General features: G+C 68.8%; 25 protein-coding genes. 16 read left to right on the top strand and 9 right to left on the bottom strand.

The genetic code is table 11. From position 1 onward, the window contains the following. Positions 1-5 precede the first annotated feature (5 nt). Both J3S89_RS17940 and J3S89_RS17935 read left to right on the top strand, forming a co-directional pair. Positions 6-1,409, top strand: a complete 1,404-nt coding sequence (locus tag J3S89_RS17940; protein ID WP_217929254.1) for a chloride channel protein — start codon at positions 6-8, stop codon at positions 1,407-1,409. A gap of 112 nt (positions 1,410-1,521) precedes the next feature. Next, complete coding sequence (locus J3S89_RS17935) at positions 1,522-2,535, top strand: SLAC1 family transporter (protein WP_217929253.1); 1,014 nt, start codon at positions 1,522-1,524, stop codon at positions 2,533-2,535. Positions 2,536-2,634: 99 nt separating this feature from the next. Here the strand turns inward: J3S89_RS17935 and hspQ are convergent, their stop codons facing one another. After that, a complete protein-coding gene (gene hspQ / locus J3S89_RS17930; protein ID WP_217929252.1) occupies positions 2,635-2,997 on the bottom strand; it encodes a heat shock protein HspQ in 363 nt (120 codons plus the stop codon). A 199-nt stretch (positions 2,998-3,196) separates the two neighbouring features. After that, the gene (locus J3S89_RS17925; protein WP_217929251.1) at positions 3,197-4,249 is read right to left on the bottom strand and encodes an HpcH/HpaI aldolase/citrate lyase family protein; all 1,053 of its coding nucleotides are present in this window, start codon (positions 4,247-4,249) and stop codon (positions 3,197-3,199) included. Between the two features lie 239 nt (positions 4,250-4,488). Here J3S89_RS17925 and J3S89_RS17920 point away from each other — a divergent pair, with 239 nt between their 5' ends. Together J3S89_RS17920 and J3S89_RS17915 are read left to right on the top strand one after the other, a co-directional pair. After that, positions 4,489-5,451 carry an AEC family transporter gene (locus tag J3S89_RS17920; RefSeq protein ID WP_217929250.1) on the top strand — a complete coding sequence of 321 codons (963 nt, stop codon included), beginning with the start codon at positions 4,489-4,491 and terminating at the stop codon, positions 5,449-5,451. A 37-nt stretch (positions 5,452-5,488) separates the two neighbouring features. After that, positions 5,489-6,640: a CaiB/BaiF CoA transferase family protein gene (locus tag J3S89_RS17915; protein WP_217929248.1), complete on the top strand. Its 1,152-nt coding sequence runs from the start codon at positions 5,489-5,491 to the stop codon at positions 6,638-6,640. Here the strand turns inward: J3S89_RS17915 and J3S89_RS17910 are convergent, their stop codons facing one another. Then, positions 6,641-7,870 carry a UbiH/UbiF family hydroxylase gene (locus tag J3S89_RS17910; protein ID WP_217929246.1) on the bottom strand — a complete coding sequence of 410 codons (1,230 nt, stop codon included), beginning with the start codon at positions 7,868-7,870 and terminating at the stop codon, positions 6,641-6,643. 333 nt (positions 7,871-8,203) lie between these two features. Between J3S89_RS17910 and J3S89_RS17905 the strand changes: the two genes are divergently transcribed. From J3S89_RS17905 to J3S89_RS17895, 3 genes are all read left to right on the top strand, one after another. Then, positions 8,204-8,629, top strand: coding sequence for a YybH family protein (locus tag J3S89_RS17905; protein WP_217929244.1), 426 nt, complete (start codon positions 8,204-8,206; stop codon positions 8,627-8,629). A 186-nt stretch (positions 8,630-8,815) separates the two neighbouring features. Continuing rightward, a complete protein-coding gene (locus tag J3S89_RS17900) occupies positions 8,816-9,646 on the top strand; it encodes a DUF2182 domain-containing protein (protein ID WP_217929242.1) in 831 nt (276 codons plus the stop codon). Between the two features lie 39 nt (positions 9,647-9,685). Further along, entirely contained in the window at positions 9,686-10,441 is a 756-nt protein-coding gene (locus tag J3S89_RS17895; RefSeq protein ID WP_217929240.1) for a TerC family protein, read from the top strand. A 201-nt stretch (positions 10,442-10,642) separates the two neighbouring features. Here J3S89_RS17895 and J3S89_RS17890 read toward each other — a convergent pair whose 3' ends face one another. Beyond that, positions 10,643-12,238 carry a SulP family inorganic anion transporter gene (locus tag J3S89_RS17890; RefSeq protein WP_217929238.1) on the bottom strand — a complete coding sequence of 532 codons (1,596 nt, stop codon included), beginning with the start codon at positions 12,236-12,238 and terminating at the stop codon, positions 10,643-10,645. Positions 12,239-12,370: 132 nt separating this feature from the next. Here J3S89_RS17890 and J3S89_RS17885 point away from each other — a divergent pair, with 132 nt between their 5' ends. From J3S89_RS17885 to J3S89_RS17870, 4 genes are all read left to right on the top strand, one after another. Further along, entirely contained in the window at positions 12,371-13,348 is a 978-nt protein-coding gene (locus tag J3S89_RS17885; RefSeq protein WP_217929237.1) for a quinone oxidoreductase family protein, read from the top strand. A 90-nt stretch (positions 13,349-13,438) separates the two neighbouring features. Further along, a complete protein-coding gene (locus J3S89_RS17880; protein ID WP_217929236.1) occupies positions 13,439-14,023 on the top strand; it encodes a TMEM175 family protein in 585 nt (194 codons plus the stop codon). Further along, positions 14,020-14,757, top strand: coding sequence for a helix-turn-helix transcriptional regulator (locus J3S89_RS17875; protein WP_217929235.1), 738 nt, complete (start codon positions 14,020-14,022; stop codon positions 14,755-14,757). Before J3S89_RS17880 ends, J3S89_RS17875 begins: the two co-directional genes overlap by 4 nt. Positions 14,758-14,825: 68 nt before the next feature. Then, entirely contained in the window at positions 14,826-15,050 is a 225-nt protein-coding gene (locus J3S89_RS17870; protein WP_217929234.1) for a hypothetical protein, read from the top strand. 6 nt (positions 15,051-15,056) lie between these two features. Here J3S89_RS17870 and rimO read toward each other — a convergent pair whose 3' ends face one another. The 4 genes from rimO to J3S89_RS17850 form a co-directional block, all read right to left on the bottom strand. Further along, on the bottom strand, positions 15,057-16,382 hold the full coding sequence (rimO, locus tag J3S89_RS17865; protein ID WP_217929233.1) for a 30S ribosomal protein S12 methylthiotransferase RimO: 1,326 nt from the start codon (positions 16,380-16,382) through the stop codon (positions 15,057-15,059). Between the two features lie 55 nt (positions 16,383-16,437). Beyond that, on the bottom strand, positions 16,438-17,196 hold the full coding sequence (locus J3S89_RS17860; RefSeq protein WP_217929232.1) for a sirohydrochlorin chelatase: 759 nt from the start codon (positions 17,194-17,196) through the stop codon (positions 16,438-16,440). A 94-nt stretch (positions 17,197-17,290) separates the two neighbouring features. Beyond that, complete coding sequence (locus tag J3S89_RS17855; protein WP_217929231.1) at positions 17,291-18,847, bottom strand: hypothetical protein; 1,557 nt, start codon at positions 18,845-18,847, stop codon at positions 17,291-17,293. A 689-nt stretch (positions 18,848-19,536) separates the two neighbouring features. Beyond that, complete coding sequence (locus J3S89_RS17850) at positions 19,537-19,974, bottom strand: Lrp/AsnC family transcriptional regulator (protein ID WP_217929230.1); 438 nt, start codon at positions 19,972-19,974, stop codon at positions 19,537-19,539. A gap of 131 nt (positions 19,975-20,105) precedes the next feature. Here J3S89_RS17850 and J3S89_RS17845 point away from each other — a divergent pair, with 131 nt between their 5' ends. Further along, positions 20,106-21,170 (top strand): ornithine cyclodeaminase, encoded by a 1,065-nt coding sequence (locus tag J3S89_RS17845; protein ID WP_217929228.1) that lies wholly within the window; start codon positions 20,106-20,108, stop codon positions 21,168-21,170. After that, positions 21,167-22,093: a citrulline utilization hydrolase CtlX gene (gene ctlX, locus J3S89_RS17840; RefSeq protein WP_217929226.1), complete on the top strand. Its 927-nt coding sequence runs from the start codon at positions 21,167-21,169 to the stop codon at positions 22,091-22,093. The genes J3S89_RS17845 and ctlX overlap by 4 nt, the downstream gene beginning before the upstream one ends. Before the next feature lie 45 nt (positions 22,094-22,138). On the opposite strand, the gene J3S89_RS17835 is transcribed toward ctlX, so the two are convergent. Further along, the gene (locus J3S89_RS17835) at positions 22,139-23,011 is read right to left on the bottom strand and encodes a LysR family transcriptional regulator (protein ID WP_217929224.1); all 873 of its coding nucleotides are present in this window, start codon (positions 23,009-23,011) and stop codon (positions 22,139-22,141) included. Between the two features lie 103 nt (positions 23,012-23,114). Here J3S89_RS17835 and J3S89_RS17830 point away from each other — a divergent pair, with 103 nt between their 5' ends. From J3S89_RS17830 to J3S89_RS17820, 3 genes are all read left to right on the top strand, one after another. Beyond that, positions 23,115-24,197, top strand: coding sequence for an alkene reductase (locus tag J3S89_RS17830; protein ID WP_217929390.1), 1,083 nt, complete (start codon positions 23,115-23,117; stop codon positions 24,195-24,197). Continuing rightward, positions 24,194-25,030, top strand: coding sequence for a pirin family protein (locus J3S89_RS17825; RefSeq protein WP_230489231.1), 837 nt, complete (start codon positions 24,194-24,196; stop codon positions 25,028-25,030). The genes J3S89_RS17830 and J3S89_RS17825 overlap by 4 nt, the downstream gene beginning before the upstream one ends. Positions 25,031-25,092: 62 nt before the next feature. Next, entirely contained in the window at positions 25,093-25,677 is a 585-nt protein-coding gene (locus tag J3S89_RS17820; protein ID WP_217929223.1) for an isochorismatase family protein, read from the top strand. Positions 25,678-25,773: the final 96 nt, after the last annotated feature.

Raw genomic sequence — 25,773 nt, 5'->3', positions numbered from 1 at the left:
AGCCCATGAGAGACCCGAAGATCAATCGTCGCCGGCTGTCGGCTCGTTTCTTGTCCAAGCTGATGTGGCAGCGCCGGCTGGTCTTCTGGTTGGGCGCGCTCTTCGTCGGGCTGGCGAGCGTCGGCTTCGCGATGCTCTCCAATGCCGGGCAGAATCTGTTCCTGTTCGAGGAAGCGAAGATCTGGTGGCTGCCGCTCCTGGTGACGCCGCTCGGCTTCGCGGCGATCCGCTGGGGCACGCGCGCCCAGGCGCCGGCGGCGGCCGGCAGCGGCATTCCCCAGGCGATCGCCGCGCGCGATCTCAAGTCGACCGACGATCGGCTGACGTTGCTGTCGCCCCGGGTGATCCTGGCGAAGATCGCCTTCACCACCCTGGGACTGGCGAGCGGGGCCTCGATCGGCCGCGAGGGACCGACGGTGCAGATCGGCGCCGGCGTGATGCTGCAATTCGGCATCTGGGGCGGGGTGCAGCGCGAGAAGGCGCTGATCCTCGCCGGCTCGGCCGCCGGGATCGCCGGCGCCTTCAACACGCCGCTCGCCGGGATCGTCTTCGCCATCGAGGAGATGAGCCGCGCCTTCGAGCAACGCACCAACGGTCTGGTGCTCTACACGGTGATCATCGCCGGCCTCGCCTCGATGGCGCTGCTCGGCGACTACACTTATTTCGGCTCGGCCGAGGGGCGGGTCGCCACGGTCCACGACTGGCTGATGGTGGCGGTGTGCGGCATCGTCGGCGGCATCGTCGGCGGGCTCTTCTCGCGCTGGATGCTCACGGGCTCGCGCTGGATCCGGCGGTGGTGCGCCCCGGTCGGTCTCAGGCGCGAGGTCGTCGTGGCGCTGATCTGCGGCTTGACCGTCGCGGTGATCGGCGTCGCCAGCGGCGGCGTCACCTTCGGCACCGGCTACGAGCAGGCGCGCGGCGTGATCGAGGGCGGCGAGGCGGCGCCACTGTTCTGGATCGGCAAATTCGTCTCGACGCTCGCCTCCGCCGTGTCGGGCATTCCCGGCGGCATCTTCGCGCCGTCGCTTTCGGTCGGGGCGGGGCTCGGCAGCTGGATCGGCTGGATCTTCCACAGCGACCAGGCCGGGCTCGTCGCGGTGCTGGGCATGGCCGCCTATTTCGCCGGCGTGGTGCAGTCGCCGATGACCGCCTTCGTCATCATCATGGAGATGACCGACAACCACGGCAACGTCATCCCGCTGATGATCGCCGCCATGCTCGGCTTCGGTCTGTCGCGCATGGTGGCGCCGGAGCCGCTCTATCGCAGCCTCGCCGACGATTTCCTGGTCGATCTCGGCCGCAAGACCGGCCGCCCGGCGACATCGGAGCGGGACGGCGACGACCGCGACGACGAGGGTGGCGCCGGGGCGCGCGAGCCCGACACACTGCCGCCGGTGCGGGTGCGCTGACGCGTCTCGGGGCGCCTCGCTCGATGCGTGCCGCGACGCGCGGGACGCTCCCCTCGACGCGAGGGATCTGATATCAGGTCCTTCGAATATGTTTCGTCAGTCGAGGTTCGCGATGTCCGACAAGGCGCCGTCCGCAGCACCCTCCGCCCCCTTCGTCGCCCGGATCCCCGCCGCCTTCTTCGGCATGGTGCTGGGTCTCGGCGGGCTCTCCAACGGCTGGCGGGTGGTGGCGCGGCTGTGGGGCTGGCCGTCGGCGATCGCCGACGGGCTGGCGCTTCTCGCCTTCGCGGTCTGGGTGGGGCTTCTGATCCTGTTCGTGGCCAAGTGGATCGTCGCGCGGCCGGCTGCGGTGGGCGAGGCGAAGAACCCGATCGCCGGCGGTTTCATCGCCCTGGTGCCGCTCTCCGGCATGATCGCCGCGCTGGCGGCGATGCCGCTTCTCGGCGCCGTCGCGCGCGGGCTCCTGTGGGTCGAGATCTTCGCCCAGATCGGTTTCGCGCTGTGGTTCGTCGGCCGGCTCTGGACCGGCGGGCGGGCGGTGGAGGCGACGACCCCGGTGCTCTATCTGCCGACCGTCGGCGGCTCCTTCGTCGCGGCGATGTCGCTCGCCGCGCTCGGGGTCGGCGATGCCGCGACCATGGCCTTCGGCGTCGGCGCGCTCTCGTGGATCGTCATCGAGGCGCTCCTGTGGACGCGCCTCCTGACCCAGGCGCCGCTGCCCCTGCCGATCCGCGCCACGCTCGGTATCCACATGGCGCCGCCGGCGGTCGGGTTGGTCGCGTGGCTGTCGGTGACCTCCGGGGCGCCCGACACGGTCGCGCTCGCGCTGTTCGGCTACGGTCTGCTGCAGGCGGCGATCCTGGCGCGGCTGATCCCGTGGCTCAGGGAACAGCCCTTCGGCGCGCCCTATTGGGCCTACAGCTTCGCCATCGCGGCGCTGCCGCTCGGCGCGCTCAGGATGGTCGAGCGCGGCGCCGGGGGCACCGTGGCGATGCTGGCGCCGGTCCTGTTCGTGCTCGCCAATCTGATCATCGCCGGCTTCCTCGCCGGAACGGTGATGCGGCTGGCGCAGGGCAAATACGTGCCGCCGCTTCAGGCGCCGGCCCCGGCCTCCCCCGCGCCGTGACGGCGCGGGCGTCGTCGCGACGTCCGCTCGGACGCGCATGAAAAAAGGCCCGGGATCGCTCCGGGCCTTCGGTGACGTTCGTGGCGCGCGACCGTTTCGTCAGTTCACCGCGTGGTGACGCGCCACCAGGGAGCCGTCGTCGGCCTCGAGGAAGGCTTCCTCGATCTGGGGATGGCGCAGCGGTTCGCCGGTGTCGTCGGGCAGCAGGTTCTGCTCGGAGACATAGGCGACGTATTCGTTCTCCGCGTTCTCGGCGTAGAGATGGTAGAAGGGCTGATCCTTGTTCGGACGGACGTCCTCGGGGATCGCCTCCCACCATTCCTCGGTGTTGGAGAAGACCGGATCGACGTCGAAGACGACGCCACGGAACGGATAGACGCGGTGGCGGACGACCTGACCGATGCCGTATCTGGCGGCGCGGATCCTCGACTCTTGCGTCAACGCCCCACTCCTCAACACCATCGGCGAAACTCCCGAGAGAGTCGCCACCGGGCCCAACCCATCGGTCCGAGACGACCACGACGGCACTGCGAGAGTCAAGTTCGCAATGCAGCAAAACGACGCCTCGAATCGGTTCGCGCGACGTCTTTTTCTCTGAAATCGTAAAGATGTGGCCCCGTTCGCGGTCGAACGGGGCCACATCTCGCGAAAAATACGATCGTCAGAGCGCGTAGGCGGCGGCGAGGTCGGGGTCCTTGGAGGCGACCAGACGGGCGAGGTCGACGATGACCTTGGCCTGTTTCCAGGTGGCGTCGTCCTGCATCTTGCCGTCGATCATGACGGCGCCGGTGCCGTCGGGCATGGCGTCGAGGATCTTCTTGGCGAAGGCCACTTCACCGGGATCGGGCGAGAACACGCGCTTGGCGATGTCGATCTGGGTCGGGTGCAGCGACCAGGCGCCGAGGCAGCCCATCAGGAAGGCGTTGCGGAACTGTGCCTCGCAGGCGGCGAGGTCGGCGAAGTCGCCGAAGGGGCCGTAGAAGGCCTTGATTCCGGCCGACTGGCAGGCGTCGACCATCTTGGCGACCGTGTAGTGCCAGAGGTCCTGCTGGAAGCGGGTGCGGGGCGCGTCACCGTTCGCGTCCTGGAGCACCTGATACTCGGGATGACCGCCGCCGACGCGGGTGGTCTTCATGCCGCGCGAGGCGGCGAGATCGGCCGGGCCCAGGCTCATGCCGTGCATGCGGGGGGAGGCGGTGGCGATCGCCTCGACGTTCTTGACGCCTTCGGCGGTCTCGAGGATGGCGTGGATGAGGATCGGCTTCGTCACGCCGTGCTTCGCCTCGAGTTGGGCGAGGAGCTGGTCGAGGAAGTGGATGTCCCAGGGACCCTCGACCTTCGGCAGCATGATCACGTCGAGCTTGTCGCCGAGTTCTGCGACGATCTCGGTCACGTCGTCGAGCACCCAGGGGGAGTTCAGGCAGTTGATGCGGGTCCACAGGCCGGTGCCGAGGCTCGCGAAGTCGGTCGCCTTGCCCATCTCGATGAAGCCCTTGCGGGCGTTGATCTTCTGATCCGCCGGGATGGCGTCCTCGAGATTGCCGAGCACGACGTCGACCTTGGCGGCGAGTTCCGGCACCTTGGCGCGGACCTTCTCCATGTGCGGCGGCACGAAGTGGATCATGCGCTCGAGCGTCACCGGCAGCTCGCGGAAGGGCTCCGGCGCGCCGATGGCGAGGGGCTTGAAGAAGGCCTTGGGGGTCTTGGTGGTCATGGGAACCTCCTGGGCGGCGAACCGGCTGAAACGGGTCTCGGCGCGCATTGCAAAACGGTTGAAAGCTCGTAGATCGCCGGGGTGCGGTGCACAAGTGTCTGAAAGTCTGATGCTCGCCCCACGCATGGGTCGCGAGGTACGCCTTCGTTGACAGGCCGGCGGCCTTCCCCCCATCGTCGCGGCTCGTTCCCGGGCGCGATCCGGGCCCTTTCGCCTCGCCGTCCATCGCCCGGAGCCCCATGGAACAGGTTCTCAACCTCGCGCTGCCGTTCTTCGGGCTGATCTTCATCGGCTGGGCCTGCGGCAAATGGCGCAAGCTGCCGGCCGAGGGGCTGGTGTGGCTCAACTTCTTCATCGTCTACGTCTCGCTGCCGGCGCTGTTCTTCCAGCTCCTGTCGAAGACGCCGATCGAGCAGTTGACCAATTGGGCCTATGTGGCGACCACCACCTTCTCCACCTATGCGATGTTCGCCCTCGCGCTGGTGGCGGGCCTGATCTTCAATCACGGGTCCCTGCGCCCGGCGACGATCACGGCGGTGGCCGGCGCCTATTCCAACATCGGCTACATGGGCCCGGGCCTGACGCTCGCCACCCTCGGGCCGGCGGCGACGGTGCCGACGGCGCTGGTCTTCTGTTTCGACAACGCGCTCCTCTTCACGCTGGTGCCGCTCCTGATGGCGCTCTCGGGCGAGCGGCAGAGCCCCGCCTCGACCGCGATCATCATCTTGAAGCGCATCTTCCTCCATCCCTTCATCCTGGCGACGATCGTCGGGGTGGCGGCGGCGGCGGTGCAGTTCCATCCGCCGGTGATGGTCGACAAGATGCTGACCTCGCTGATGCAGGCGGCGGCGCCTTGCGCGCTCTTCGCCATGGGCGTGACGGTCGGGCTCCGGCCGGTCGAGAAGATCACCGCCGAGGTGCCGGTGGTGCTGGCGATCAAGCTGATCGTCCACCCCATTCTCGTCTTCGCGCTGCTGACCTGGATCGGCGGCTTCGACAAGGTGTGGTTGATGACGGCGCTGATGATGGCCTGTCTGCCGCCGGCGCTGAACGTCTACGTGCTGGCGCAGCAGTATCACACCCATGTCGCCCAGGCCTCGACGATCGTGCTGATCGGCACGCTGGTGTCGGTCGCGACCGTCACCGGCTTCCTGTGGTTGATCACCCACGATCTGTTGCCGACCTTCGCCGTCGCCCCTTAAGCTCGCGGTTCAGAACAACGAACCGTGAGGAATCGCCATGCCCGTCCCGTCCGCCCCCCGTCCGCTCGACGGGGTCGTCGTCGTCGACTTCTCGACCCTGCTGCCGGGGCCCCTCGCCAGTCTGATGCTGGCCGAGGCCGGCGCCCGGGTGATCAAGATCGAGCGGCCGGGCGGCGAGGACATGCGTCGCCACGGGCCGATGATGGGCGAGGGCGTGGCGGCGGTCTCGGCCTGGTGGGGCATGCTCAATCGCGGCAAGGAGGTCGTGACGATCGATCTCAAGGCGCCCGACGCCTTCGATCGGCTGGCGCCGCTCCTCGCCCGCGCCGACGTGGTGATCGAGCAGTTTCGACCCGGGGTGATGGAGCGGCTCGGCTTCGGCTACGAGCGGCTCGCCGCGCTCAATCCGCGTCTCGTCCATTGCTCGATCAGCGGCTTCGGCCAGAGCGGGCCGCTCGCGCCGCTCGCCGGCCACGACCTCGACTATCAGGCGGTGACCGGGTCGCTGTCGATCGGGCGGAACGCGCCGGGCGAACCGCAGATGCCGGGGCTTCTCGCCGCCGACATCGCCGGGGGGAGTTTCCCGGCAGTGATCAACATTCTGCTGGCGCTCCTCCTGCGCGAGAAGACCGGGCGCGGCACGACGATCGACGTCGCCATGACCGACGCGATGTTCACCTTCTCCTTCTTCGCCCAGGCGCAAGGGGCGGTCGAGGGGCGCTTCCCGGCGCCGGGCGAGCCGGTCTTCGTCGGCTCGCTGCCGCGCTATTCGCTCTATCGCACCGGCGACGACCGGCTGCTCGCGGTCGGCGCCTTGGAAGAGAAGTTCTGGCAGGCGTTCTGCGATCTGATCGATCTGCCGAAGGCGCTGCGGCGCGATCACGCCACCCCGGCGGAGACGCGCGCGGCGGTGGCGGCGGCGGTGGCGGCGCGGACCCATGCCGAATGGGGCGCGGTGCTGGCGGGGACGGATTTCTGCGTGATGCCGGTGGCGAGCCTTTCGGAGGCGCTCGCCGACCCGCATTTCGTCGCGCGCGGGCTCTTCGATCGCCGGGTCGATCTCGGGGCGGGGCGGGAGATTCCGGCCTGTGTCGTGCCGATCGCGCCGGGGTTCCGCGACCCGGCGCCGGTGGTGGCGGCGCCCGGCGAGGGCGATCTCGCCGCGATCCTCGCCGATCTCGGCGCCTGATCAGCCGCGCGGGAGGTCGAGCCCGCGCATCAGGCGGGGCGCGGCGAGGCTCGGGGTCAGGCCCTCGCGCATGATCAGCCGGCGCAAGGGGCCGATCCGTTCGGCGAGGAAAAAGCCGAAGGCGCGCGCCACCTGGACCGGCAGGAGGTCGGAGAGGAGCGCGCGATTGGCGAGGTCGACCCCGCGCGTGCGAGTCTCGACGTCGAGCCGGCGGGCGCGCTCGTATTTCGCCAGTGTCGCGGCGCCGCCGATGTCGTCGTGGCGCCCGCGGGCCTCGGTGACGATCTCGGCGAGCGAGGCGACGTCGCGCAGCGTCAGGTTCAGGCCCTGCGCGCCGATCGGCGGGAAGGTGTGGGCGGTCTCGCCGATCAGCGCGATGCGGGCGCGGCCGTAGCATTTGGCGATCAGGCTGGAGAGCGGCCACACCTGCCGGCCCGGCTCCACCGTCATGCGACCGAGCAGCGAATGGGCCCGGCGCTCCAGTTCGAGGCCGAGATCGGCGTCGGGGAGGGCGCGCAGGCGCTCGGCCTCCTCCGGCGTCTCGATCAGCACCACCGACGAGCGGTTCCCCGGCAGCGGCACCAGGACATAGGGGCCGGTCGGGGTGTGGAACTCGGTGGAGACGTCGTGATGCGGCACGTCGTGGGCGAGGTTCAGCACCAGCGCCGACTGGGGATGGGCCCAGGTGGTGGTGTCGATGCCGGCGGCGTCGCGCAGGCGCGAGCCCTTGCCGTCGGCGGCGATCGCCAGACGGGCGGAGACGGTGGCGCCGCTCGCGGTGACGAGGTCGATGCGGTCGGCGAGGGGAGCGACGGTCTCGACCGGCTCGGCGATGCGGGTGATGCCGGGTTCGGCGGCGATGGCCTCGTCGAGGATGCGGGTCAGGTCGCGGTTTACGATGTTGATGCCGAAGGCGGCGAGGCCGATCTCGCGGGCATGGAAATTGGCTTCCGGCGCGCGGACGAGGCGGCGCGTCACGTCGACGAGGCGCATGGTGGCGAGCGGCGCGCCGGCCGCCTCGATCGCCTCGTAGACGCCGAGCTGCTTCAGGAAGGGCACGGAGCCGCCGAGGAGCGCTGTGGTGCGGACGTCGTCGGGCCTCGTCGGCGGCGCGATCAGGGCGGTCGTGAAGCCGGATCGCGCGATCTGCAACGCTGCTGCGAGGCCGGCCGGTCCGGCACCGACCACGGCGACGTCGAACGAGGAGGGCAGGGCGGCGGGCTCGGTCATGGCGGGTCTCCCGGCGCGCGCCTCCCGGGGCGGACGCCGATGTCTTCTTAGCAGCGCCGGCGGCGGGAGGCGAGGCGCCGAACGGAGACCCGGGCGGTCGCTCGAACCACGACGGCCCTGTGAGGGGGGGGAGGCGAAGCGAGGCGCCCGGGGGTACTTCCCTTCTCCCCTCACGGGAGAAGGAAGAGGCTCCCCGACGGGAGACGGGAGACGGCCTCTCCGGGTCGCCGAAGAGCCGTGGACGCGGTCGAGCGATCGTCGTGGAACGGAAACGCGGCTTGCCGTCATGTCGTGTTCTCTATATGTTCGATCGGGAACACGGGAGAGGCATCGATGACGGCGAGCGACCGGGGCGAGGGCGGACACCGCGACGTGGGCGAACGGCCCGGCGAGGGCGAGCATCCGATCGTCGCGCTGGAACGGGCGGCGCTCGAGCGCTGGTGCCGGGGGGACCCCTCGGGGTTTCTCGAGATCTCCGACACGGAGGTCGGTTATTTCGAGCCCTTCGTCGCCGATCGGCTCGACGGGCTCGACGCGCTCACCCGCCACTACGAGGCGCTGCGAGGCAAGATCTTCGCGGACGATTTCGAGATGATCGCGCCGCGCGTCGTCGCCTTCGGCGAGGCGGCGGTGCTCTCCTACGGCTTCCGGTCGCGTTCGGCGGGCGGCGGCGAGACGCGGTGGCAGGCGAGCGAGGTGTGGCGGCGGCGCGCGACGGGGTGGCGCATCGTCCATACGCATTGGTCGTTGCCGCGCTGATCGCCGGCGGAGGCGAGAAACTCGCGCGGCGGGGCTTGCGCGCGGGCATCGGATCGACCATCTCCAGGGGCGATGACGACGACGGGCGCGGACCAGGGTGGAGATCGAGACGGGGATGCGGGGGAGCCGACGGCTTCCGCGTGGAGGCGCCGTCTTCTCTCGCCGCATCTCGCCGTCGCGGTCTTCGTGGCGGTCGCCTTCGTGCTCGGATGGGCATGGATGGGGGCGATGATCGCCGGCATGGTCGCCCGCACCGACATGGCGACGCTCGGCCCGGGCATGGGCATCTTCAATCGCATCAACGGGCTCGACGGCCTCTCTGCGGAAACGCGGGCGGCGCTGACGGTGCTGTGCGGGCCGGTCGGCGAGGTCTGGAGCCTCTCCGACTGGGCGATCGTCTTCGCCATGTGGGTGGCGATGGTGATGGCGATGATGGTGCCGACGGCGGTGCCGGTCTTCCGCGCCTATGCCGATCTCGGCGCCGAACGGCAGCTCCGCGGCGAGACGATCGTCTCGCCGGTGGCGCTGGCGCTCGGCTATCTCGCGGTCTGGATCGCCTTCTCGGTGGTGGCGACGGCGGCGCAGGGGCTCCTGACCCAGGCGCGGCTCCTGACGCCGGCCGGACTGCCGGCGAGTCAGGTGCTGGCCGCGACGACGATGATCGCCGCCGGGCTCTATCAGTTCTCGCCGCTCAAATGGACGTGTCTGGCGCGTTGCCGGACGCCCCGTCCCTTCTTCGCCGACAGCTGGACCAACCGCGTCCTCGGCGTCTTCCGTCAGGGCATCGCCCAGGGGCTCGACTGCATGGGCTGCTGTTGGGCGCTGATGGTGGTGATGTTCGCGGTGGGCGTCATGAACGTCGTCTGGATCGCCGTCCTCGGGGCGATCATGACCATCGAGAAGCTCTCACCCTCGTTCTGGGTGAGCCGGGTGATCGGTCTCGTCTTCATCGCCTGGGGCGCGGCTCTGCTGTGGGGATCGCCCGCCGGCACCGCCCTCGAGGCGCGTTTCTTCTGATCGCAATTTCGAACGGGCCATCTCCCGAAAGGACACGACATGGATTTCGTCGCGCTTCTCTCCGATCCCGCGATATGGGCGTCGCTGGTGACCCTGACCGCGCTCGAGATCGTGCTCGGCATCGACAACGTGGTGTTCCTGTCGGTGGCGACCAGCCATCTGCCGCCGGCCCAGGCGCAGAGGGCGCGCCGGCTCGGCATGGGGCTGGCGCTCCTCTTCCGCATCGCGCTCCTCTTCGCGATCTCGTGGATCGTGTCGCTGAAGGATCCGATCACGACGATTCTCGGCCATCCGCTGTCGGTGAAGGATCTGATCCTGATCGGCGGCGGCGCCTTCCTGATCTACAAGGCGGTCAACCACATCCACGAGGAGATCGAGGAACACGTGCCGGAGGAGATGGCGCGGACGGCCTCGAACGCCTTCTCGATGGTGGTCGGCCAGATCATCCTGATCGACATCGTGTTCTCGCTCGATTCGATCATCACCGCCGTCGGCCTCGCCCAGCAGGTCGAGGTGATGATCGCGGCCGTGATCATCGCCGTCGGCGTGATGTACGTGGCGGCCGGGCCGGTCTCCGACTTCGTCTCGGAGCATCCGACCACCAAGGTTCTGGCGCTCGCCTTCCTTCTGCTGATCGGCGTGGCGCTGGTCGCCGACGGCATGGGCGTCCATATCGATCGTGGCTACATCTACGCGGCGATGGGCTTCGCCGGCGCGGTCGAGGCGCTCAACATCACCGCCAAGAAGCGCAAGGAGCGCTCCCGGCAGGCGGCCGAGGCGGCGAAGGTGGAGTGATCCCCGGGCCGTGATTTCCGGGGCGGGGCCTCGACGCCCCTCGTCAGCCGGCGCGCGCGGGTCGCGGGCGCGTTGATCGCCCGGCCGAGGAGGGTGTCGCGCCGGGCGCGCTCCAGGGCGACCTCGATCGAGGGGGTGGTGGCGCCGGGACCTCCGGCCGCTTGATGCCGCAGCGCACCATGGCGCGACGCAGGGGGCGGCTCATCGTGGTGAGGATGACGCCGGTATACCGTGCCGGCTCGCCTCGTCGATCACCGTCTTCAGCGCGGTCGCGCCGGTGGTGTCGACCAAGGGAACCCCGTCGAAATCGAGCACCAGGACGCGCGGCCGGTCGCCGATGCGGCCGAGCGTCTGCGCCCGGCGGTTGGCGGCGCCGAAGAAGCACGGCCCGTGGATGCGACAGACGACCACGTCCTCGTCGAGGGCGCGTTCGTAGGCGGGGCGTGGCCCGGGCTCGTCGGGCCGGTCGCGCTCGAGCAGGTCGCGCTCGGGCAGAGTGCCGCCGTCATGGGCCTCGACCTCGACCGCCTCGGCCATGTCGTGCATGAACAGGATCGCCGAGAGCACCACGCCGACCCGAATCGCGACGGTGAGGTCGACGAAGACGGTCAGGAGCAGAGTCGTCACCAGAACCAGCCGTTCGCCCCAGCCGGCATGGCCGAGGAGGTGGGAGAGGGCGTGCACCTCGCTCATGTTCCAGGCGACGATGGCGAGGTTCACCGCCAGCGAGGCGAGCGGCACCCTGGCGGCGAGCGGGGCGGCGGCGATCACGAAGGCGGCCAGGAACCGCGCGTGCAGGATGCCGGAGACCGGCCCATTCGATCCGGAGCGGATGTTGGTGGCGGCGCGGGCAATGGCGCCGGTGGCGGGCAGGCCGCCGAAGATCGGCGAGACCACGTTGGCGATGCCTTGGGCCACCAGTTCGCGATTGGAGCGATGGCGGCGGCCGGTCATGCCGTCGGCGATGACGGCGGAGAGGAGCGACTCGAGGCCGGCGTGCAGCGTGATCGTCACCGCGTCGGGCAGGATCGCGACGAGTTTCTCCCAGGTCGGGATCGCCAGCGCCGGGGCCGGCGGCGTGCGCGGGATGCCGCCGTATTTCGAGCCGATGGTGGCGACGTCGAGCTGCAACAGCGCGACCGCCGCCGCCGCCGCGACCACGGCGAAGAGTAGGCCCGGCAGGCGCGGCTTCCACCGGCGCAGGCCGAGGATGACGCCGAAGGAGAGGAGCGCGATCGCGATCGTCGAGGGATCGAAGGTCGGCAGCGCCGCCGCCAGGGCCTCGATCTTGTGGACGAACTCGCCCGGCAGCCTGCCCGTCTTCAGGCCGAGGAGGTCGGCGAGCTGGGAGACGAAGATGGTGATGCCGATGTCGGCGGTGAAGCCGATCGTCACGGGGTGGGGGATGTATTTGACGCAGGTGCCGAGCCGGAGGAAGCCGAGCGCGGTCAGCATCAGGCCGGCGAGGAAGGTGGCGAGCGCCAGACCGTCGTAGCCCTGGGTCTCGACCACCCGGTAGACCACGACGATGAAGGCGGCGGTGGGGCCGCCGATCTGGAAGCGCGAGCCGCCGAGCGCGGAGATGATGGACCCGGCGACGATCGCGGTGGTGAGCCCGCGTTCCGGCTCGACGCCGGAGGCGATGGCGATGCCCATGGCGAGCGGCGGCGCGACGATGGCGACGGTGAGGCCGGCGACGACGTCGTCCATCAACCGGCGCCGGTCGTAACCCTCGCGCAGGACGGTGATCGGCTTCGGGGTGAAGAGATCGGCGAAACGCTCGGTGGCGGGGTGCATCGAGGGCGGGCTCGGCGACGACGGCGGTGGGGACCCGTGAGGCCAGCATGCTTGATCCGGTCCCTGACAAGGGAAATAGTGCACCCCCTAGGCGAGGCGGCCGATCCGTTCGGCGAAGGAAGGGACGATCCCATGGTGAAGGCGATCCGCGTGCACGAGACCGGCGGCCCCGAGGTGCTTCGGCTCGACGAGATCGAGGTCGGGCAGCCGGGACCGGGCGAGGCGCGGGTGCGCCACGGCGCGATCGGGCTCAATTTCATCGACTGCTATTTCCGCTCCGGCCTCTATCGGGCGCCGGCGGGCCTGCCCTTCGTGCCCGGCAACGAGGGCGCCGGCACCGTGGTGGCGGTGGGCGAGGGGGTGACGAGCGTCGCGGTCGGCGACCGGGTCGCCTATGTCGGGCCGCTCGGGTCCTATGCCGAGGAACGGCTGGTGCCGGCCGACCGGCTGGTGGCGCTGCCGGAGGGGATCTCCTTCGAGATCGGCGCCGCCGCCATGCTGAAGGGCATGACGGCGCGCTATCTGCTGCGGCGGACCTTCCGGGTCGGACCGGGCACGACGCTGCTCTTCCACGCGGCGGCGGGTGGCGTCGGCCAGATCGCCGGGCAGTGGGCGAAACACCTCGGCGCCACCGTGATCGGCACCGCCGGCGGCGCGGAGAAGGTCGCGCTGGCGAGGACGCGCGGCTACGACCACGTCATCGACTACCGCAAGGACGACTTCGTCGCGGCGGTGAAGGAGATCACCGGCGGCAAGGGCGTCGACGTGGTCTACGATTCGATCGGCAAGGACACGTTCCCGAAGTCTCTCGACTGTCTGAAGCCGCTCGGCATGTTCGTCTCCTTCGGCAACGCCTCCGGGCCGGTGCCGCCCTTCGCGATGCAGGAACTGGCGTCGCGCGGCTCGCTGTTCGCGACCCGGGCGACGCTCTTCACCTATGTCGCGGCGCGGGCCGATCTCGAGGAGACGGCGGCGGATCTCTTCTCGGTGGTCGGGTCCGGCGCGGTCGAGATCCCCCTGTCGAAGGTGTGGAAGCTCGAGCAGGCGGCCGAGGCGCATCGCGCCCTCGAGGCGCGCGCCACCACGGGATCGATGGTGTTCGTGCCGTGAGCCGGCGCCGGGTGAACAACCCGTGATCGCTTCAAGGTTGCATTGCCGATGGCGTTGGGGCAGGCTCGGCCGCGACGGATGGGGGGTGGAATGCACAAGGGTCGTCTCGAGGCCTTCAGCGACGGCGTGCTCGCGATCATCATCACCATCATGGTGCTGGAGATGAAGGTGCCGCACGGCACCGATCTCGCCGCCGTGGCGGGGTTGTGGCCGGTGTTCGTGTCCTATGTGCTGTCCTTCGTCTATGTCGGGATCTACTGGAACAACCACCATCACATGCTCCAGGCGGTCCATCGGGTCGACGGGGCGGTGTTGTGGGCAAACCTGCATCTCCTCTTCTGGTTGTCATTGTTTCCCTTCGTCACCGGATGGATGGGCGAGAACCATTTCGCGCCGGTGCCCGTCGCCTTCTACGGCGGGGTGCTGTTCGCGGCGGCGGTCGCCTATGCGATCCTGGTGGTGGCGTTGAGACGGCTGCACGGGCCGGAGACGACCTTCGCCAAGGCGATCGGGCGCGATCGCAAGGGCCGGCTGTCGGTGGTGGCCTATCTGACGGCGATCCCCTTCGCCTTCCTGTTCGAGCCGGTCTCGATGCTGCTCTACGTCGGGGTGGCGGCGATGTGGCTGGTTCCGGATCGCCGTTTCGAGCGCCTCATGGGGGGAGTGCCGGAATGAACGAGAAGGCTCCCCTCGCTCGCGCGTGGCGCCATGGTGCCTCCGCTCGCCTGGGACGGGCGACGTCCTGGGCCGAGGTGGGCGAGCGTCTCAGGGCCTTCACCGACGACGGCGAGGTCGACCGGGTCGTGCATTTCTCGTTGCGACCGGAGCCGCAGGGGCACGGCGGGTTGCTCCAGATCACCACCCTGGGGCTCGACGGGCAGGATCTTCTGACCCGCGGCGAGGCGATCGCCTTCGACGATCCACTCGCCGAACTCTGCGAGGCGCGCCAGCCGATGCTCTGGGACGAGCACTCGCACGGCGCGCGGCTCGACGTGTTGCTCGATCGCCTCGGGGCGGTCGGCCGCGAGGCGCGCAGCGGCATGGCGGTGCCGATCCTCGGTCCGGGTCTCATGCGCGGGCTCTTCACAGTGACCTCGGCGGAGGACGGGGAGACCTGGCGCGAGCACGGCCGGCTGTTGCAGCCGTGGCTGCAGATGTTCGGTTGGGAGTTCCATCGTTCGGTCGCGGTCCTCCTGGCGGAGGCCGACGGCGGCGGGGTCACCGTGCCGCCGCGCGAGGTGGCGGTGCTGAAATCGGCGGCGGCCGGGCGCACCGCCCACGACACGGCGCGCCTGCTCGGGCTTTCGGTCGACACGGTCGAGAGCTACGTGCGCGACGCGATCCGCCGGCTCGGCTGCATCAACAAGACCCACGCGGTGGCGGTCGCCGTGCGGCGCGGGCTGATCTGAACGGGCGGCCGGCCGATTTCGGAACCGAACGGCGTCTCGACGAGTTGTCTCCGAAAGAGGAGACCGCCATGACCCGCGACGACCGCAGGCTCGCCATGATGATCCCCCCGTTCCCGAGCGCTCAGGGGCCGCGTCCCCCGGCGACCGATCCCGGCCCGCCGGTGATCGACGATCCGCCGACCCCGGTCGATCCCGATCCGGGCATCGGCCCGGACGTCGTCGAGCCGAAGGACGTGCCGGTGCCGCCGCCGATCGATCTGCCGCCGCTCGCGCCCGAACCCGTGCCGATATGACCGGGCTCAGCCGACCGCCGTGCCGGCGAGATCGTAGGCGTCGGTCGCCTCGATCTTGACCGTGACGATCTCGCCGACGCGCAGCGGCCGGCGCGAGGCGACGTGGACGGCGCCGTCGATCTCCGGCGCGTCCCACTTGGTACGGCCCTTGGCGACGGTCGGTCCGACCTCGTCGATCAGGACCGGCACGCGGCGGCCGACGCGACCCTTCTGGATCTTCAGCGCGATTTCCTGCTGATGCGCCATCAGCCGGTTCCAGCGCTCCTGCTTGATCTCTTCCGGCACCGCGCCGGCGAGTTCGTTGGCGGCGGCGCCCTTCACCGCCTCGTATTTGAAGGCGCCGGCGCGATCGAGCTTCGCCTCGGTCATCCAATCGAGAAGCGCCTGGAAATCGGCCTCGGTCTCGCCGGGGAAGCCGACGATGAAGCTCGAGCGGATGGCGAGATCGGGCACCAGGCGGCGCCAGGCGGCGAAGCGGTCGAGGGTCTTCTCCTGCGCGGCCGGGCGCTTCATCGCCTTCAGGACCGGGGTCGCGGCGTGCTGGAGGGGGATGTCGAGATAGGGAAGGATCTTGCCTTCCGCCATCAAGGGCAGCACCTCGTCGACGTGCGGATAGGGGTAGACGTAGTGGAGGCGCACCCAGACGCCCATGTCACCGAGCTCGCGCGAGATGTCGACGAATTTGGCGCGGACCTCGCGGTCCTTCCAAGGGCTCGCGGCGTAGCGCAGGTCCTGGCCGTAGGCGGAGGTGTCCTGCGAGATCACCAGGATCTCCTTGACGCCGGCCTTCACCAGCTTCTCCGCCTCGCGCAGCACCTCGTTCGCCGGACGCGAGACGAGATCGCCGCGCAGATGCGGGATGATGCAGAAGGAGCAGCGGTTGGAGCAGCCCTCGGAGATCTTGAGATAGGCGTAGTGGCGCGGGGTGAAGCGCACGCCCTGCGGCGGCACCAGATCGACGAAGGGATCGTGGGCCGGCGGCACGGCGGAATGGACCGCCTCGATCACGCTCTCGTAGGCCTGCGGCTTGGTGATGGCGAGGAGGTTCGGATATTGCGCCTCGATCTCGCCGGGCTCGGCGCCCATGCAGCCGGTCACGACCACCTTGCCGTTCTCGGCCATGGCCTTGCCGATCGCCTCCAGGCTCTCCGCCTTGGCGCTGTCGAGGAAGCCGCAGGTGTTGACCACGACGACGTCGGCGCCGGCGTGGGACTTGGTCAGCTCGTAGCCTTCGGAGCGCAGGTGCGTGACGATGCGCTCGCTGTCGACGAGGGCCTTGGGGCAGCCGAGGCTGACGAAGGAGATCTTCGGGGCAGTGGTGGTGTCGTTCATGGCTCGTGCTTGTGGCGGCGCGGCGCCGCGAATGCAAGGCGCGTCGCGCCGAAAGTCACTCGATGAAGGCGGATTCCGCGGCGATCGCCCGTTCGACGAGGTCGGCGACCCCGGCGTCGCGGCCGATGGCGTCGACGTGATGGCGCACCGACGGGATCCGCGCGACATGGGCGGCGACGTCGTCGAGGGCGTGGGTGCCGGCGGAGACGAAGAGGCCGACGACGATCCCGGCGCGTTTCTCGACGATGACCCGATCGAAGAACGGTTCCTCCTCGATGAAGCCGAGGTGGATGTCGGCGCCGAGGCGGGCGCGCAGGGTGGCGGCGATCGCCTCGCTCGCCAGCCGGCTGCCGGCGTCGCCCGAGGCCGAGCCGTGGGCGATGAGGGCGATCGTCAGATCGGCCGGGGTGCGGCCGCCCTGCATCGAGGCGACGGCGCGCAGGCGATGCTCGATGAGATCGACGAGACCGGGGTCGAGGCCGAAGACCGGCAACATCGCCGTCTCGGTGAAACCGTTCTCGGCGAGGAGCTTCGGCAGTTTCACCCGCACGAAGAAGCCTTCGGCCATGAACAAGGGGTAGATCAGCACCGGGCCGAGGCCGTCGTCGCCGGCGCGGCCGAGGGCGGCGGCGAGGCGGGCGCGGGCCTCGGCGAAGGTGACCGGGCGCTTCAGCGTCGCCCAGTCGACGGGGACGTCGAGGCGGCGGGCGAGGCGCTCGGCGAGGAGGCGCACCGTCTCGTCGCGTGGATCCGATCCGCCGTCGCCATGGGCGACGACGAGGAGCGGGCGCGGGAGCGGGGCGGCTGGCGTCATCGACGGGCCTCGACGAGAGGGCGAAGGGTTCGAACGCACTCAGATGGGGTGCGTTCGGTATTCGTCCAGGGGGGATCGTCGACGCGGGCGATCGTCACAGTTTCGTGCCGCCTCCCTCGGGCTTCGCCGGGCTCTCGCCGGGGCCGCCCTTCTTCTTCGGCGTCGCCCCCTCGACCAGGGTGTGGCCGTTGACCGAAACGGCGGTGCCGTCGAAGTCGAAGCGCCACCAGAGGGCGCCGTCGCGGGCCTCGGCGAGGCTGATCGCCTGTTCGATCTCGGCGGCGGCCTTGGCGGCCTCCGGCCCGGCCTTGGGGTCGCGCAGGGCGTTGGCGGCGGCGTCGAGGCCGACCGCGCGGATCGTGATCGAGCCCGTGGCGCCGATCTCGCCGGCCGTGAGGTGGCCGTCGAGGGTCATGTCCCAACTCGAGGCGTGGATGCGATTGCCGGAGAAGTCGATCTCGAAGGTGCCCTGCGGCAGCAGGAGATCGCGGATCTCGGCCGAAGCCTCGTCGGAGAGCGGCTTCTCGGCGGCGAAGTCGGCCTTCTCCAGGAAGGCGGCGAGGGCGTTCTTCGCGTTCCAGCCGGAGGCGGTGGCGTGCAGGGTGACGTCGGTCGGGATCAGGCGCGCGGCCCAACCGGGGATGAACAGCGAATGCAGTTCGACGCCGGTCAGCGCCAGAGTGAAGTCGACCTTGCCAATTTCCGTCGCGCCGGCGGTGTCGAGCGAGATCGAGGCGCGGCCGATCGAGCCGAAGCCGACCGGGGTCTCGAACTCGATGCCGTCGGCGCTCGCGGTCTCGTGGAGATGTTCGAAGAGCGGTCCGAGATCGGCGATGCGCGCCTTCAGCGCGGCCTGACCGGCCTTGAAGTCCTCGGGGGCGTGATGGGCGACGAGATGGCGCCACATCGCGAGGAAGGGGTCGGTGCGGAAGCCGTCGATGTTCGCCTCGATCCGGGTCGAGGCGACCTTCAGCGTCGCCTCCATGTCGGGGATGCCCTGGGCGAGGCCCTCGCTCAGCGAGAAGGTTTCGGCGGTGGAGCGCGTGGTCTGGACGACGGTGGCGTCGACGCCGGCGCCGGAGGCGGCGGGGGCGGCCGAGGCGGTCAGGCGCACGCCCTCGTCGGTCTTGGCGATGGCGATGCGCGGGGTCTCGCCCTCGGGCGGGACCGTCTGCTCGCTGGCGATCCGGTCGATCGTCATCGTCTGCGTGCGGAAGGCGGCGAGGGCGGGATCGAAGATGCCCTCGGCATGGTAGCCCTGGAAGGCGAGGCGCCCGGTCTGGCCGGCGGCGCTCCAGCTCCAGGGGTCGAACGTGTCGCCGCGCCAGGCCCAGGTGCCGTCGGACCGGCGGGTGAGGCGCGAGACGTTGCGGCCGAGGCGGGCGTCGAGGCCGAGCGCCTTCAGCGGCGCGGTGAGGCGGTCGAGATCGACGGCGATCTCGTAGTCCTCGCCGACTTGGGTGACGGCGACGGCACTCGGCTCGCCCGCGGCGGGGTGGCCGACATAGGATTCGAGCATCGTCTTCAGCCGGTCGACCTCGGCGGGGTCGGCGGCGGCGGGGCCGCCGGCGAAGGGCAGGAGCACCGCCGGGACGAGCGCGAGGCGGGCGAACCGGGGAAGAGCGGAGGGTCGCGGATGGTGCGAGCGCATGAAAAACCCCTGAGGCCGAGGACCGATCGGGCGAGGATAGCGGTTTGCGCGAACGGCGACGAGGCGGTCCGGTGATGTTTCGCGATCGTGGCGGGATTCGTAACGCCGGCGCGGGGCGGGAACGTGGGGGCCGAGCGATCGGGCCGGAAAACGGGCCCGAATGCGACGAGGGGCCCGACGACGGCCGTCGGACCCCTCGAAGGAAACTGGCTCGGCGGGGCCGATGAAGCCGAGAAATACGAATTCGCCATGGCGCTACGCGGGGACGCGCCACAGTCGCGCCAAATGCGAAAACGTGACCGAGACCGTGCAAGAGCACTACGTCTCGACGGAGGGCGACCACTATCGTTGCGGGATCGAGCGGTTGCGCTCGTACGAGAGCGGGGCGAGGTACGCACCCGCGATTTCACCGAGATTGGCATTCCACGATGCTATCTCTCCAAAATGTGCGAGGAGGGACTGCTGGCGAAGGTCGGCTACGGGCGTTATCGCGCCACTGCGTTGAGGGCCGTCTGATCCTTGAGCTGTGCCATGTTTGCCATAGGCTCGGGTCGCTTCGACGACCTCGCCAACCCGCCTTTCGTGACTGGCGTCGATCGGACGTCAGCCGAATACACACAGGCTGGAAGCTAGTGCTTTCTGTCTTTCGCCACGGGCTGACAGGCCGCGCAACTCCGCGCCGCCGGTCCTCAGACGGTGCTGAGCAGAAGGCTCGTCTCGCTGTTCGACACTCCCTCGATGGTGCGCACCTCGCGCAGGACCCGGTCGAAGTCCGACAGGCTCCCGGCGCGGATGTCGGCGACGAGATCCCATTTGCCGTTGGTGGTGTGCAACGACTGGATCTCCGGGATGCCGCGCAACCGGCGAATGACCTGGGTCGTCGACTTGCCCACCACCTCGACCATCATCACCGCCCGGACGGTGCGGTCGTCGTAGTCGTCGCGCACCCGGATGGTGAAGCCGAGAAGCGTGCCCGTTTCGACGAGCCGGTCCAGCCGGTTCTGCACGGTGCCGCGCGCCACCCCCATCGCCGCCGCCAGCTTGGCCAGCGACGCGCGCCCGTCGGTGCGCAGATGGCCGATGATCCGGCGATCGAGTTCGTCGGGGATGTATTTCACGATGTCCATGTCGGTCTCTGACGTAATGTATGGTCAAGCTATACGTTTAGTCCAATTCGATATGCGAATCAGCACTGTTTTGCGATTTCGGCGAGCATCCCCGCGCATGTAGGCTTCTCCCTCGACAGAGGAAGCCCAGCATGCCGCAAGCACCGTCCGACCGCGCCCTGATCCCCTTCGTCAGCGTCGAGAACATGATGCGTCTCGTCCATCACGTCGGCATCGAGCCGGCACTGGTCGAGTTGACCGACGCGATCGAAGCCGACTTCCGGCGCTGGGAGAGCTTCGACAAGACGCCACGCGTCGCCTCGTACTCGCGCGAAGGCGTGATCGAACTGATGCCGACCTCGGATGGCGAGATCTACGGCTTCAAGTATGTCAACGGTCACCCCCGGAACATGGCCGAGGGCCTGCAGACGGTCACCGCCTTCGGGCTGCTGGCCGACGTCGCGACCGGCTATCCGCTGTTGCTCACCGAAATGACCCTGCTCACCGCCCTGCGCACGGCGGCGACCTCGGCCATGGCGGCGCGCCATCTGGCGCCGAGGGGCGCTCGGGTCATGGCGATGATCGGCAACGGCGCCCAAGCCGAGTTCCAGGCGCTCGCCATGAAGGCCGTCGTCGGGATCGAAACGGTACGCCTGTGGGACATCGATCCGAAGGCGACCGCCAAGACCGCCCGCAATCTCGCGGGCTCCGGTCTCGACGTCGTGTGCTGCCCTTCGTCGCAAGCCGCCGTCGAGGGGGCCGAGATCATCACCATCTGCACCGCCGACAAACAATATGCGACGATCCTCACCGACAACATGATCGGCGACGGCGTCCACATCAACGCCATCGGCGGCGACTGCCCGGGCAAGACGGAACTGGCGCGCGACATTCTCCTGCGCTCCGACATCTTCGTCGAATATCCGCCGCAGACGCGCATCGAAGGCGAAATCCAGCAGCTGGATGCCGACCATCCGGTCACCGAGCTCTGGCGCGTGGTGCGCGGCGAAGCGGCCGGACGGCGGGACGCGCGTCGGATCACCCTGTTCGACAGCGTCGGCTTCGCCGTCGAAGACTTCTCGGCGCTGCGCTGGGTCCGCGATCGCCTGCCGGGGACGGGCTTCCACCAACCCATCGACATCATCGCCGATCCCGACGACCCCCGCGACCTCTTCGGCATGCTCCGGCGCGCCGGTGAACGAGGAACTCGCCCATGAGGAAACACGCCCGTTCGATCCAGGCGCCGGCCGCCGTGGTGATGGTCCGCCCCCACCATTTCACGGTGAACACCGAGACCGTCGCCGACAACCGCTTCCAGTCTCACGCCGATACGGGAGAGGATCTCGCGGCGATCGCGCGCGACGAGATCACGCGGGCGGCTGCGACGCTGGAGAGCCTCGGCGTCACCGTGCACCTGTTCGAGGACGAGGGGCGCGAGACGCCCGACTCCGTCTTTCCCAACAACTGGTTCTCGACCCACGCCGGCGGGCACGTGGCGGTCTATCCGATGAAGGCGGAAAGCCGCCGCCGCGAGCGGCGCAACGACGTCCTGGAGATGCTGAAGCAGCGTTACCGGGTCCAGGACGTCATCGACTATTCGGGCCTGGAGCCCGATGGGCTCTTTCTCGAGGGCACCGGCGCCATGGTGCTCGACCACATCGATCGGATCGCCTATGCGGCCCGCTCCGATCGCACCGACCCGATCGCGCTCGAGCGTTTCGCCACCCATTTCAACTTCGAGCCGATGGTCTTCGACGCCCGCGACGAGAGCGGGGCGCCGATCTATCACACCAACGTGCTGATGTGCGTGGCGACGGACTTCGCCCTGATCGGTCTCGACATGATCGCCGACGCGGGCCGGCGGGCGGAGATCGTCGCCCGGCTCGAACGTTCCGGCCGCGACGTCGTGGCGCTGACCAACGATCAGATCCGCGCCTTCGCCGGCAATGCGCTCGAGCTTCAGGGCCGCGACGGCCGCATTCTCGCGCTGTCGCAGACCGCCCACGCCGCCCTCACGCCGGAGCAGATCGCCGTGATCGAGGAGAGCGCCCTGCCGATGCCGCTCGACATCCCGACGATCGAGAAGGCCGGCGGTTCGGTGCGCTGCACGCTCGCCGGCATTCACCTGGCGCCTCGATAGGTCCGCGAGGATGTGGAGGTGTTCTCCAAGGTCGAGTGGATGATCTCATCCGAGGCTTTCTCGCAAAAATTCGATGAATCGCTGCGTCTTCGCCGGCAGTAGACGGGTTTCGGTCACCGCCCAGACCGGTGCCGGCGGACAGTGCCAATCCGGTAGAATACGCCGCAGATTGCCTTCGGCGACGTCCTTGGCAGCGATTTCATCCGCCAGCATGGCAATCCCGAGGTCGAAGATCGCGAGCCGCTCGATCATGCCGACATTGTTCAAAAGGAAGCGCCCGCCGACAGCCACTTCGACGATTTGAGGGCCGTGGTGAAGCGTCCACGTTTCGGTCGCCGTGCGCATCCGCAAGCACTCGTGCCCCGACAGATCCCGGGGGTGGACCGGCTCGCCGTGAAGTTCGAGGTATCGCGGCGAGGCATAGAGATGGATGGGGATCAGCGCCAACTGCCGAGCGATGAGGTTCGAGTCCGGTAGCTCGCCCATCCGGATCGCCACGTCGAAGGGCTCGGCGACGAGATCGACGCGTCTCGGCGTGAGATCGAAGTCGAAGCTGATCCCAGGAAAGCGCCTTGCGAACTCCGCCATGCGGGGGGCGAGAAAAATGGTGGCGAAGTCCACCGGCAGGGAAGCGCGGACGACGCCGCTCGGCTGAGCCAACAATTCGCCGAGTTGCTCATGGGCGAGCCTTGCCTCTTCGACGATGCGCTTGCTGCGCTCGAAATAGAGCTGCCCGGCTTCGGTCAACTCGATCCGACGTGTCGTGCGGTTGAGAAGGCGCAGGCCGATCACCTTCTCCAACTCGCTGATCCGGCGCGACAGTGTCGAGTTCGGCATGCCCATCGTCTCGGCCGCACCGCGGAAGCTCTTGGCCTTCACGACTTCGACGAACAACGCCATGTCGTTCAGCGGGTTCATGGTGATTGCTCCATTATCGGATCAATGTTTCCAATATCCATGGATTTATCCAAAAATGAAAGTGGCTCATCGTCCCCTTCGTCATCACCGAGGAGGTCTTTCCATGAGCCGTCTGTTCACGCCCGCCCGCATCGGTTCCGCCGAAATCCCCAACCGCTTCATCATGGCGCCGATGACACGTTCGCGCGCCGACGATGTCGGCGTGCCGAGCGATCTGGTCGCCACCTACTATGCTCAGCGGGCCGGCGCCGGGCTCATCATCAGCGAGGGCGTTTTCCCGTCGGCGATGGGCAAGGGCTATGTGCGGACGCCGGGTATCGAGACCGATGCCCAAGTCGCAGCGTGGAAGCAGGTGACGGAGGCCGTTCACGCCGACGGTGGCCGAATCTTCATGCAGATCATGCATTGCGGCCGCATCTCTCACCCCTCGCTGCTGCCCGAGGGTGCGCTTCCGGTCGCCCCTTCGGCGATCAAGCCGGCCGGTCAGACCTGGACGGCGACTGGTCAGGTGGACTTCGTCACGCCCCGCGCCCTGAGCCTAGCGGAAATCGCCGAGGTGATCGCCGATTATCGCGCGGCGACGCGCCGTGCGCTGGCCGCCGGCTTCGACGGCGTCGAACTGCATGCCGCATCCGGCTATCTCCCCGAACAGTTCCTCTCCTCCGGCAGCAACACGCGTGAGGATGCCTATGGCGGTTCGATCGAAGGCCGTGCCCGCTTCGTGCTCGAAGTGCTCGACGCGATGGTGGCCGAGGCCGGCACCGGCCGGGTCGGCATCAAGATCTCACCGGAGATGAACTACAACGACATCGTCGACGAGAACCCGCAGGAGACCTACGCCTATCTGGTCGACCACTTGGCCGGGCGGGGTCTCGCCTATCTCCATGTCGCGCTCTTCGGCACCAAGGTCGACTACCACGCGCTGCTGCGGGCGCGCTTCGAGGGCGTCTACCTGGCCGGCGGCGGCCTCGACGCTGCGTCGGCGGAAGCCATGCTCGAGGCTGCGCGCGCGGACGCCGTGGTCTTCGGCAGTTCCTTCCTCGCCAATCCGGATCTGCCGGAACGCATCCGTCAGGGTGCGCCGCTGAACGCTCCGGACCACACGACCTACTTCACGCCGGGCGAGAAGGGCTACGTCGACTACCCCTTCATGAGCGGGACCGATGGCTCGGGGCCTTCGTCGTGAGCGGGTTCGCGATCGCGCGGCTTCAGCGGTCCAATCGCGGAAGCCACTTTCGCGCCCTCGGCCTCCATCCCGGCGAGATGGCCGGCCTGATCGATCCGTTTCTCGGTGTCGATCATTCGTGGATCAGCGGCCCGACCTTTCCGCCTCATCCGCACGCCGGCTTCTCGGCCGTGTCCTATCTGTTCCTCGACGCCGAGACCGGCATCGACAACCGGGACTCGCTGGGAACCCGAAATCTCATCCGACCCGGCGGCCTCCATTGGACCGCCGCCGGACGTGGGGTGGTGCACGAGGAGGTTCCGGCCGGGATCGGCAAGACGACGCACATGATGCAGATCTTCGTCAATCTCCCGTCCGTACGACAGGGTGATGCCCCTTTCACCCTGAGTCTGGCGCCGGAAGACGTGCCTGTCGGCAGCCGACCCGGCGTCCGCGTGCGGGTCCCACTCGGCGAATTCGCCGGCGCCCGCTCACCGCTGACGCCACCTACCGATGTGACCCTGCTCGACGTCTCGCTGGAGGCGGACGCCGAACGGATCGTGCTGGTGGAAGCCGAGCGCAATGCCTTCGTCATGCCGGTCCACGGCACGGTGATGGTCGATGGTGAGCCCTTCGACGGCGACGCGCCAAGGCTCCCGATCTTTCCGGCCCTCACCGAACCGCGAGCGATCGCGCTGCGGGCGGTGCAGGGCAACGCGAAGGTCGCGGTGTTTACGGGGCGCCCGCTTCGCCAGCCGGTCCATTGGCGTGGGCCGATGGCGATGGCCTCCGCCGACGCGTTGGCAAGGGCTCTCACCGCCTATCAGAACGGAGACTTCGGCGCGCTCGAGTGAGCCGAAGTCGCAACCGAATGCGTCGAACACGTTCAATCACACCGAAAACAGAGGAGAATTCCATGTCTTACGAGAAATTCGGCGCTGAGAACGCCGCCATGCTGCTGATCGATCACCAGATCGGGACGATGGGCTGGGTGAAGTCGATCTCCTTCGACGAGATGAAGCGCAATGCGCTGATGCTGGCGGAGACCGCCCGCATCTTGAAGCTTCCCGTGGTGCTGACCTCCAGCATGGAGGAATATGCGCAGGGTCCGCTGTTGAGCGAACTGGAGACCATCCTTCCGATCGAGTTCGCCGCCCGCATCAAGCGCTTCGGCATCGTCAACGCGATGGACGACGAGCACTTCGCTGCGGCGGTGAAGGCGACGGGTCGCAAGAAGCTGATCGTCGCCGGCGTGACCAACGACGTCTGCACGGTCTATCCCGCCCTCAGTCTGGTGCGCGACGGCTTCGAAGTGCAGGTGGTCGCCGACGCGGGCGGCTCGCCCACCACGATGGCCGACGACATCGCTCTGCGCCGGATGGAGCGTGGTGGCGTCACCTTGACCAGCACCAACCAGCTGATCTCCGAACTCGCCGGAAGCTGGGTCACCCCGGAAGGCGGCCAGCTCGTGCAGCTTCTGATCAAGGCGCTTCAATCCTGACGCCTCACCCGCCGGTTCACCGTCCCGGCCCCTGAATGGGGCCGGGATCGTGGTGCGGCCGACGATGGTCGGGGCATGAACGGGGCTCTCTTCTGA

This window comes from Pinisolibacter aquiterrae (assembly GCF_019160155.1).
GTDB lineage: Bacteria > Pseudomonadota > Alphaproteobacteria > Rhizobiales > Ancalomicrobiaceae > Pinisolibacter > Pinisolibacter aquiterrae.
The sequence above is the reverse complement of the archived record's forward strand: the minus strand, read 5'-3'. Positions and strand labels throughout refer to the sequence as shown.

What these genes read in the sequence shown, in the direction of transcription:
- J3S89_RS17915 (WP_217929248.1), top strand. Translation starts at nt 5,489, where the DNA reads ATGCCCGTCCCGTCCGCCCCCCGTCCGCTCGACGGGGTCGTCGTCGTC.
- J3S89_RS17905 (WP_217929244.1), top strand. Translation starts at nt 8,204, where the DNA reads ATGACGGCGAGCGACCGGGGCGAGGGCGGACACCGCGACGTGGGCGAA.
- ctlX (WP_217929226.1), top strand. Translation starts at nt 21,167, where the DNA reads ATGAGGAAACACGCCCGTTCGATCCAGGCGCCGGCCGCCGTGGTGATG.
- J3S89_RS17850 (WP_217929230.1), bottom strand. Translation starts at nt 19,974, where the DNA reads ATGGACATCGTGAAATACATCCCCGACGAACTCGATCGCCGGATCATC.
- hspQ (WP_217929252.1), bottom strand. Translation starts at nt 2,997, where the DNA reads ATGGTGTTGAGGAGTGGGGCGTTGACGCAAGAGTCGAGGATCCGCGCC.
- J3S89_RS17820 (WP_217929223.1), top strand. Translation starts at nt 25,093, where the DNA reads ATGTCTTACGAGAAATTCGGCGCTGAGAACGCCGCCATGCTGCTGATC.
- J3S89_RS17860 (WP_217929232.1), bottom strand. Translation starts at nt 17,196, where the DNA reads ATGACGCCAGCCGCCCCGCTCCCGCGCCCGCTCCTCGTCGTCGCCCAT.
- J3S89_RS17830 (WP_217929390.1), top strand. Translation starts at nt 23,115, where the DNA reads ATGAGCCGTCTGTTCACGCCCGCCCGCATCGGTTCCGCCGAAATCCCC.
- J3S89_RS17875 (WP_217929235.1), top strand. Translation starts at nt 14,020, where the DNA reads ATGAACGAGAAGGCTCCCCTCGCTCGCGCGTGGCGCCATGGTGCCTCC.
- J3S89_RS17920 (WP_217929250.1), top strand. Translation starts at nt 4,489, where the DNA reads ATGGAACAGGTTCTCAACCTCGCGCTGCCGTTCTTCGGGCTGATCTTC.
- J3S89_RS17925 (WP_217929251.1), bottom strand. Translation starts at nt 4,249, where the DNA reads ATGACCACCAAGACCCCCAAGGCCTTCTTCAAGCCCCTCGCCATCGGC.
- J3S89_RS17940 (WP_217929254.1), top strand. Translation starts at nt 6, where the DNA reads ATGAGAGACCCGAAGATCAATCGTCGCCGGCTGTCGGCTCGTTTCTTG.
- rimO (WP_217929233.1), bottom strand. Translation starts at nt 16,382, where the DNA reads ATGAACGACACCACCACTGCCCCGAAGATCTCCTTCGTCAGCCTCGGC.
- J3S89_RS17835 (WP_217929224.1), bottom strand. Translation starts at nt 23,011, where the DNA reads ATGAACCCGCTGAACGACATGGCGTTGTTCGTCGAAGTCGTGAAGGCC.
- J3S89_RS17935 (WP_217929253.1), top strand. Translation starts at nt 1,522, where the DNA reads ATGTCCGACAAGGCGCCGTCCGCAGCACCCTCCGCCCCCTTCGTCGCC.
- J3S89_RS17870 (WP_217929234.1), top strand. Translation starts at nt 14,826, where the DNA reads ATGACCCGCGACGACCGCAGGCTCGCCATGATGATCCCCCCGTTCCCG.
- J3S89_RS17890 (WP_217929238.1), bottom strand. Translation starts at nt 12,238, where the DNA reads ATGCACCCCGCCACCGAGCGTTTCGCCGATCTCTTCACCCCGAAGCCG.
- J3S89_RS17880 (WP_217929236.1), top strand. Translation starts at nt 13,439, where the DNA reads ATGCACAAGGGTCGTCTCGAGGCCTTCAGCGACGGCGTGCTCGCGATC.
- J3S89_RS17910 (WP_217929246.1), bottom strand. Translation starts at nt 7,870, where the DNA reads ATGACCGAGCCCGCCGCCCTGCCCTCCTCGTTCGACGTCGCCGTGGTC.
- J3S89_RS17845 (WP_217929228.1), top strand. Translation starts at nt 20,106, where the DNA reads ATGCCGCAAGCACCGTCCGACCGCGCCCTGATCCCCTTCGTCAGCGTC.
- J3S89_RS17885 (WP_217929237.1), top strand. Translation starts at nt 12,371, where the DNA reads ATGGTGAAGGCGATCCGCGTGCACGAGACCGGCGGCCCCGAGGTGCTT.
- J3S89_RS17895 (WP_217929240.1), top strand. Translation starts at nt 9,686, where the DNA reads ATGGATTTCGTCGCGCTTCTCTCCGATCCCGCGATATGGGCGTCGCTG.
- J3S89_RS17855 (WP_217929231.1), bottom strand. Translation starts at nt 18,847, where the DNA reads ATGCGCTCGCACCATCCGCGACCCTCCGCTCTTCCCCGGTTCGCCCGC.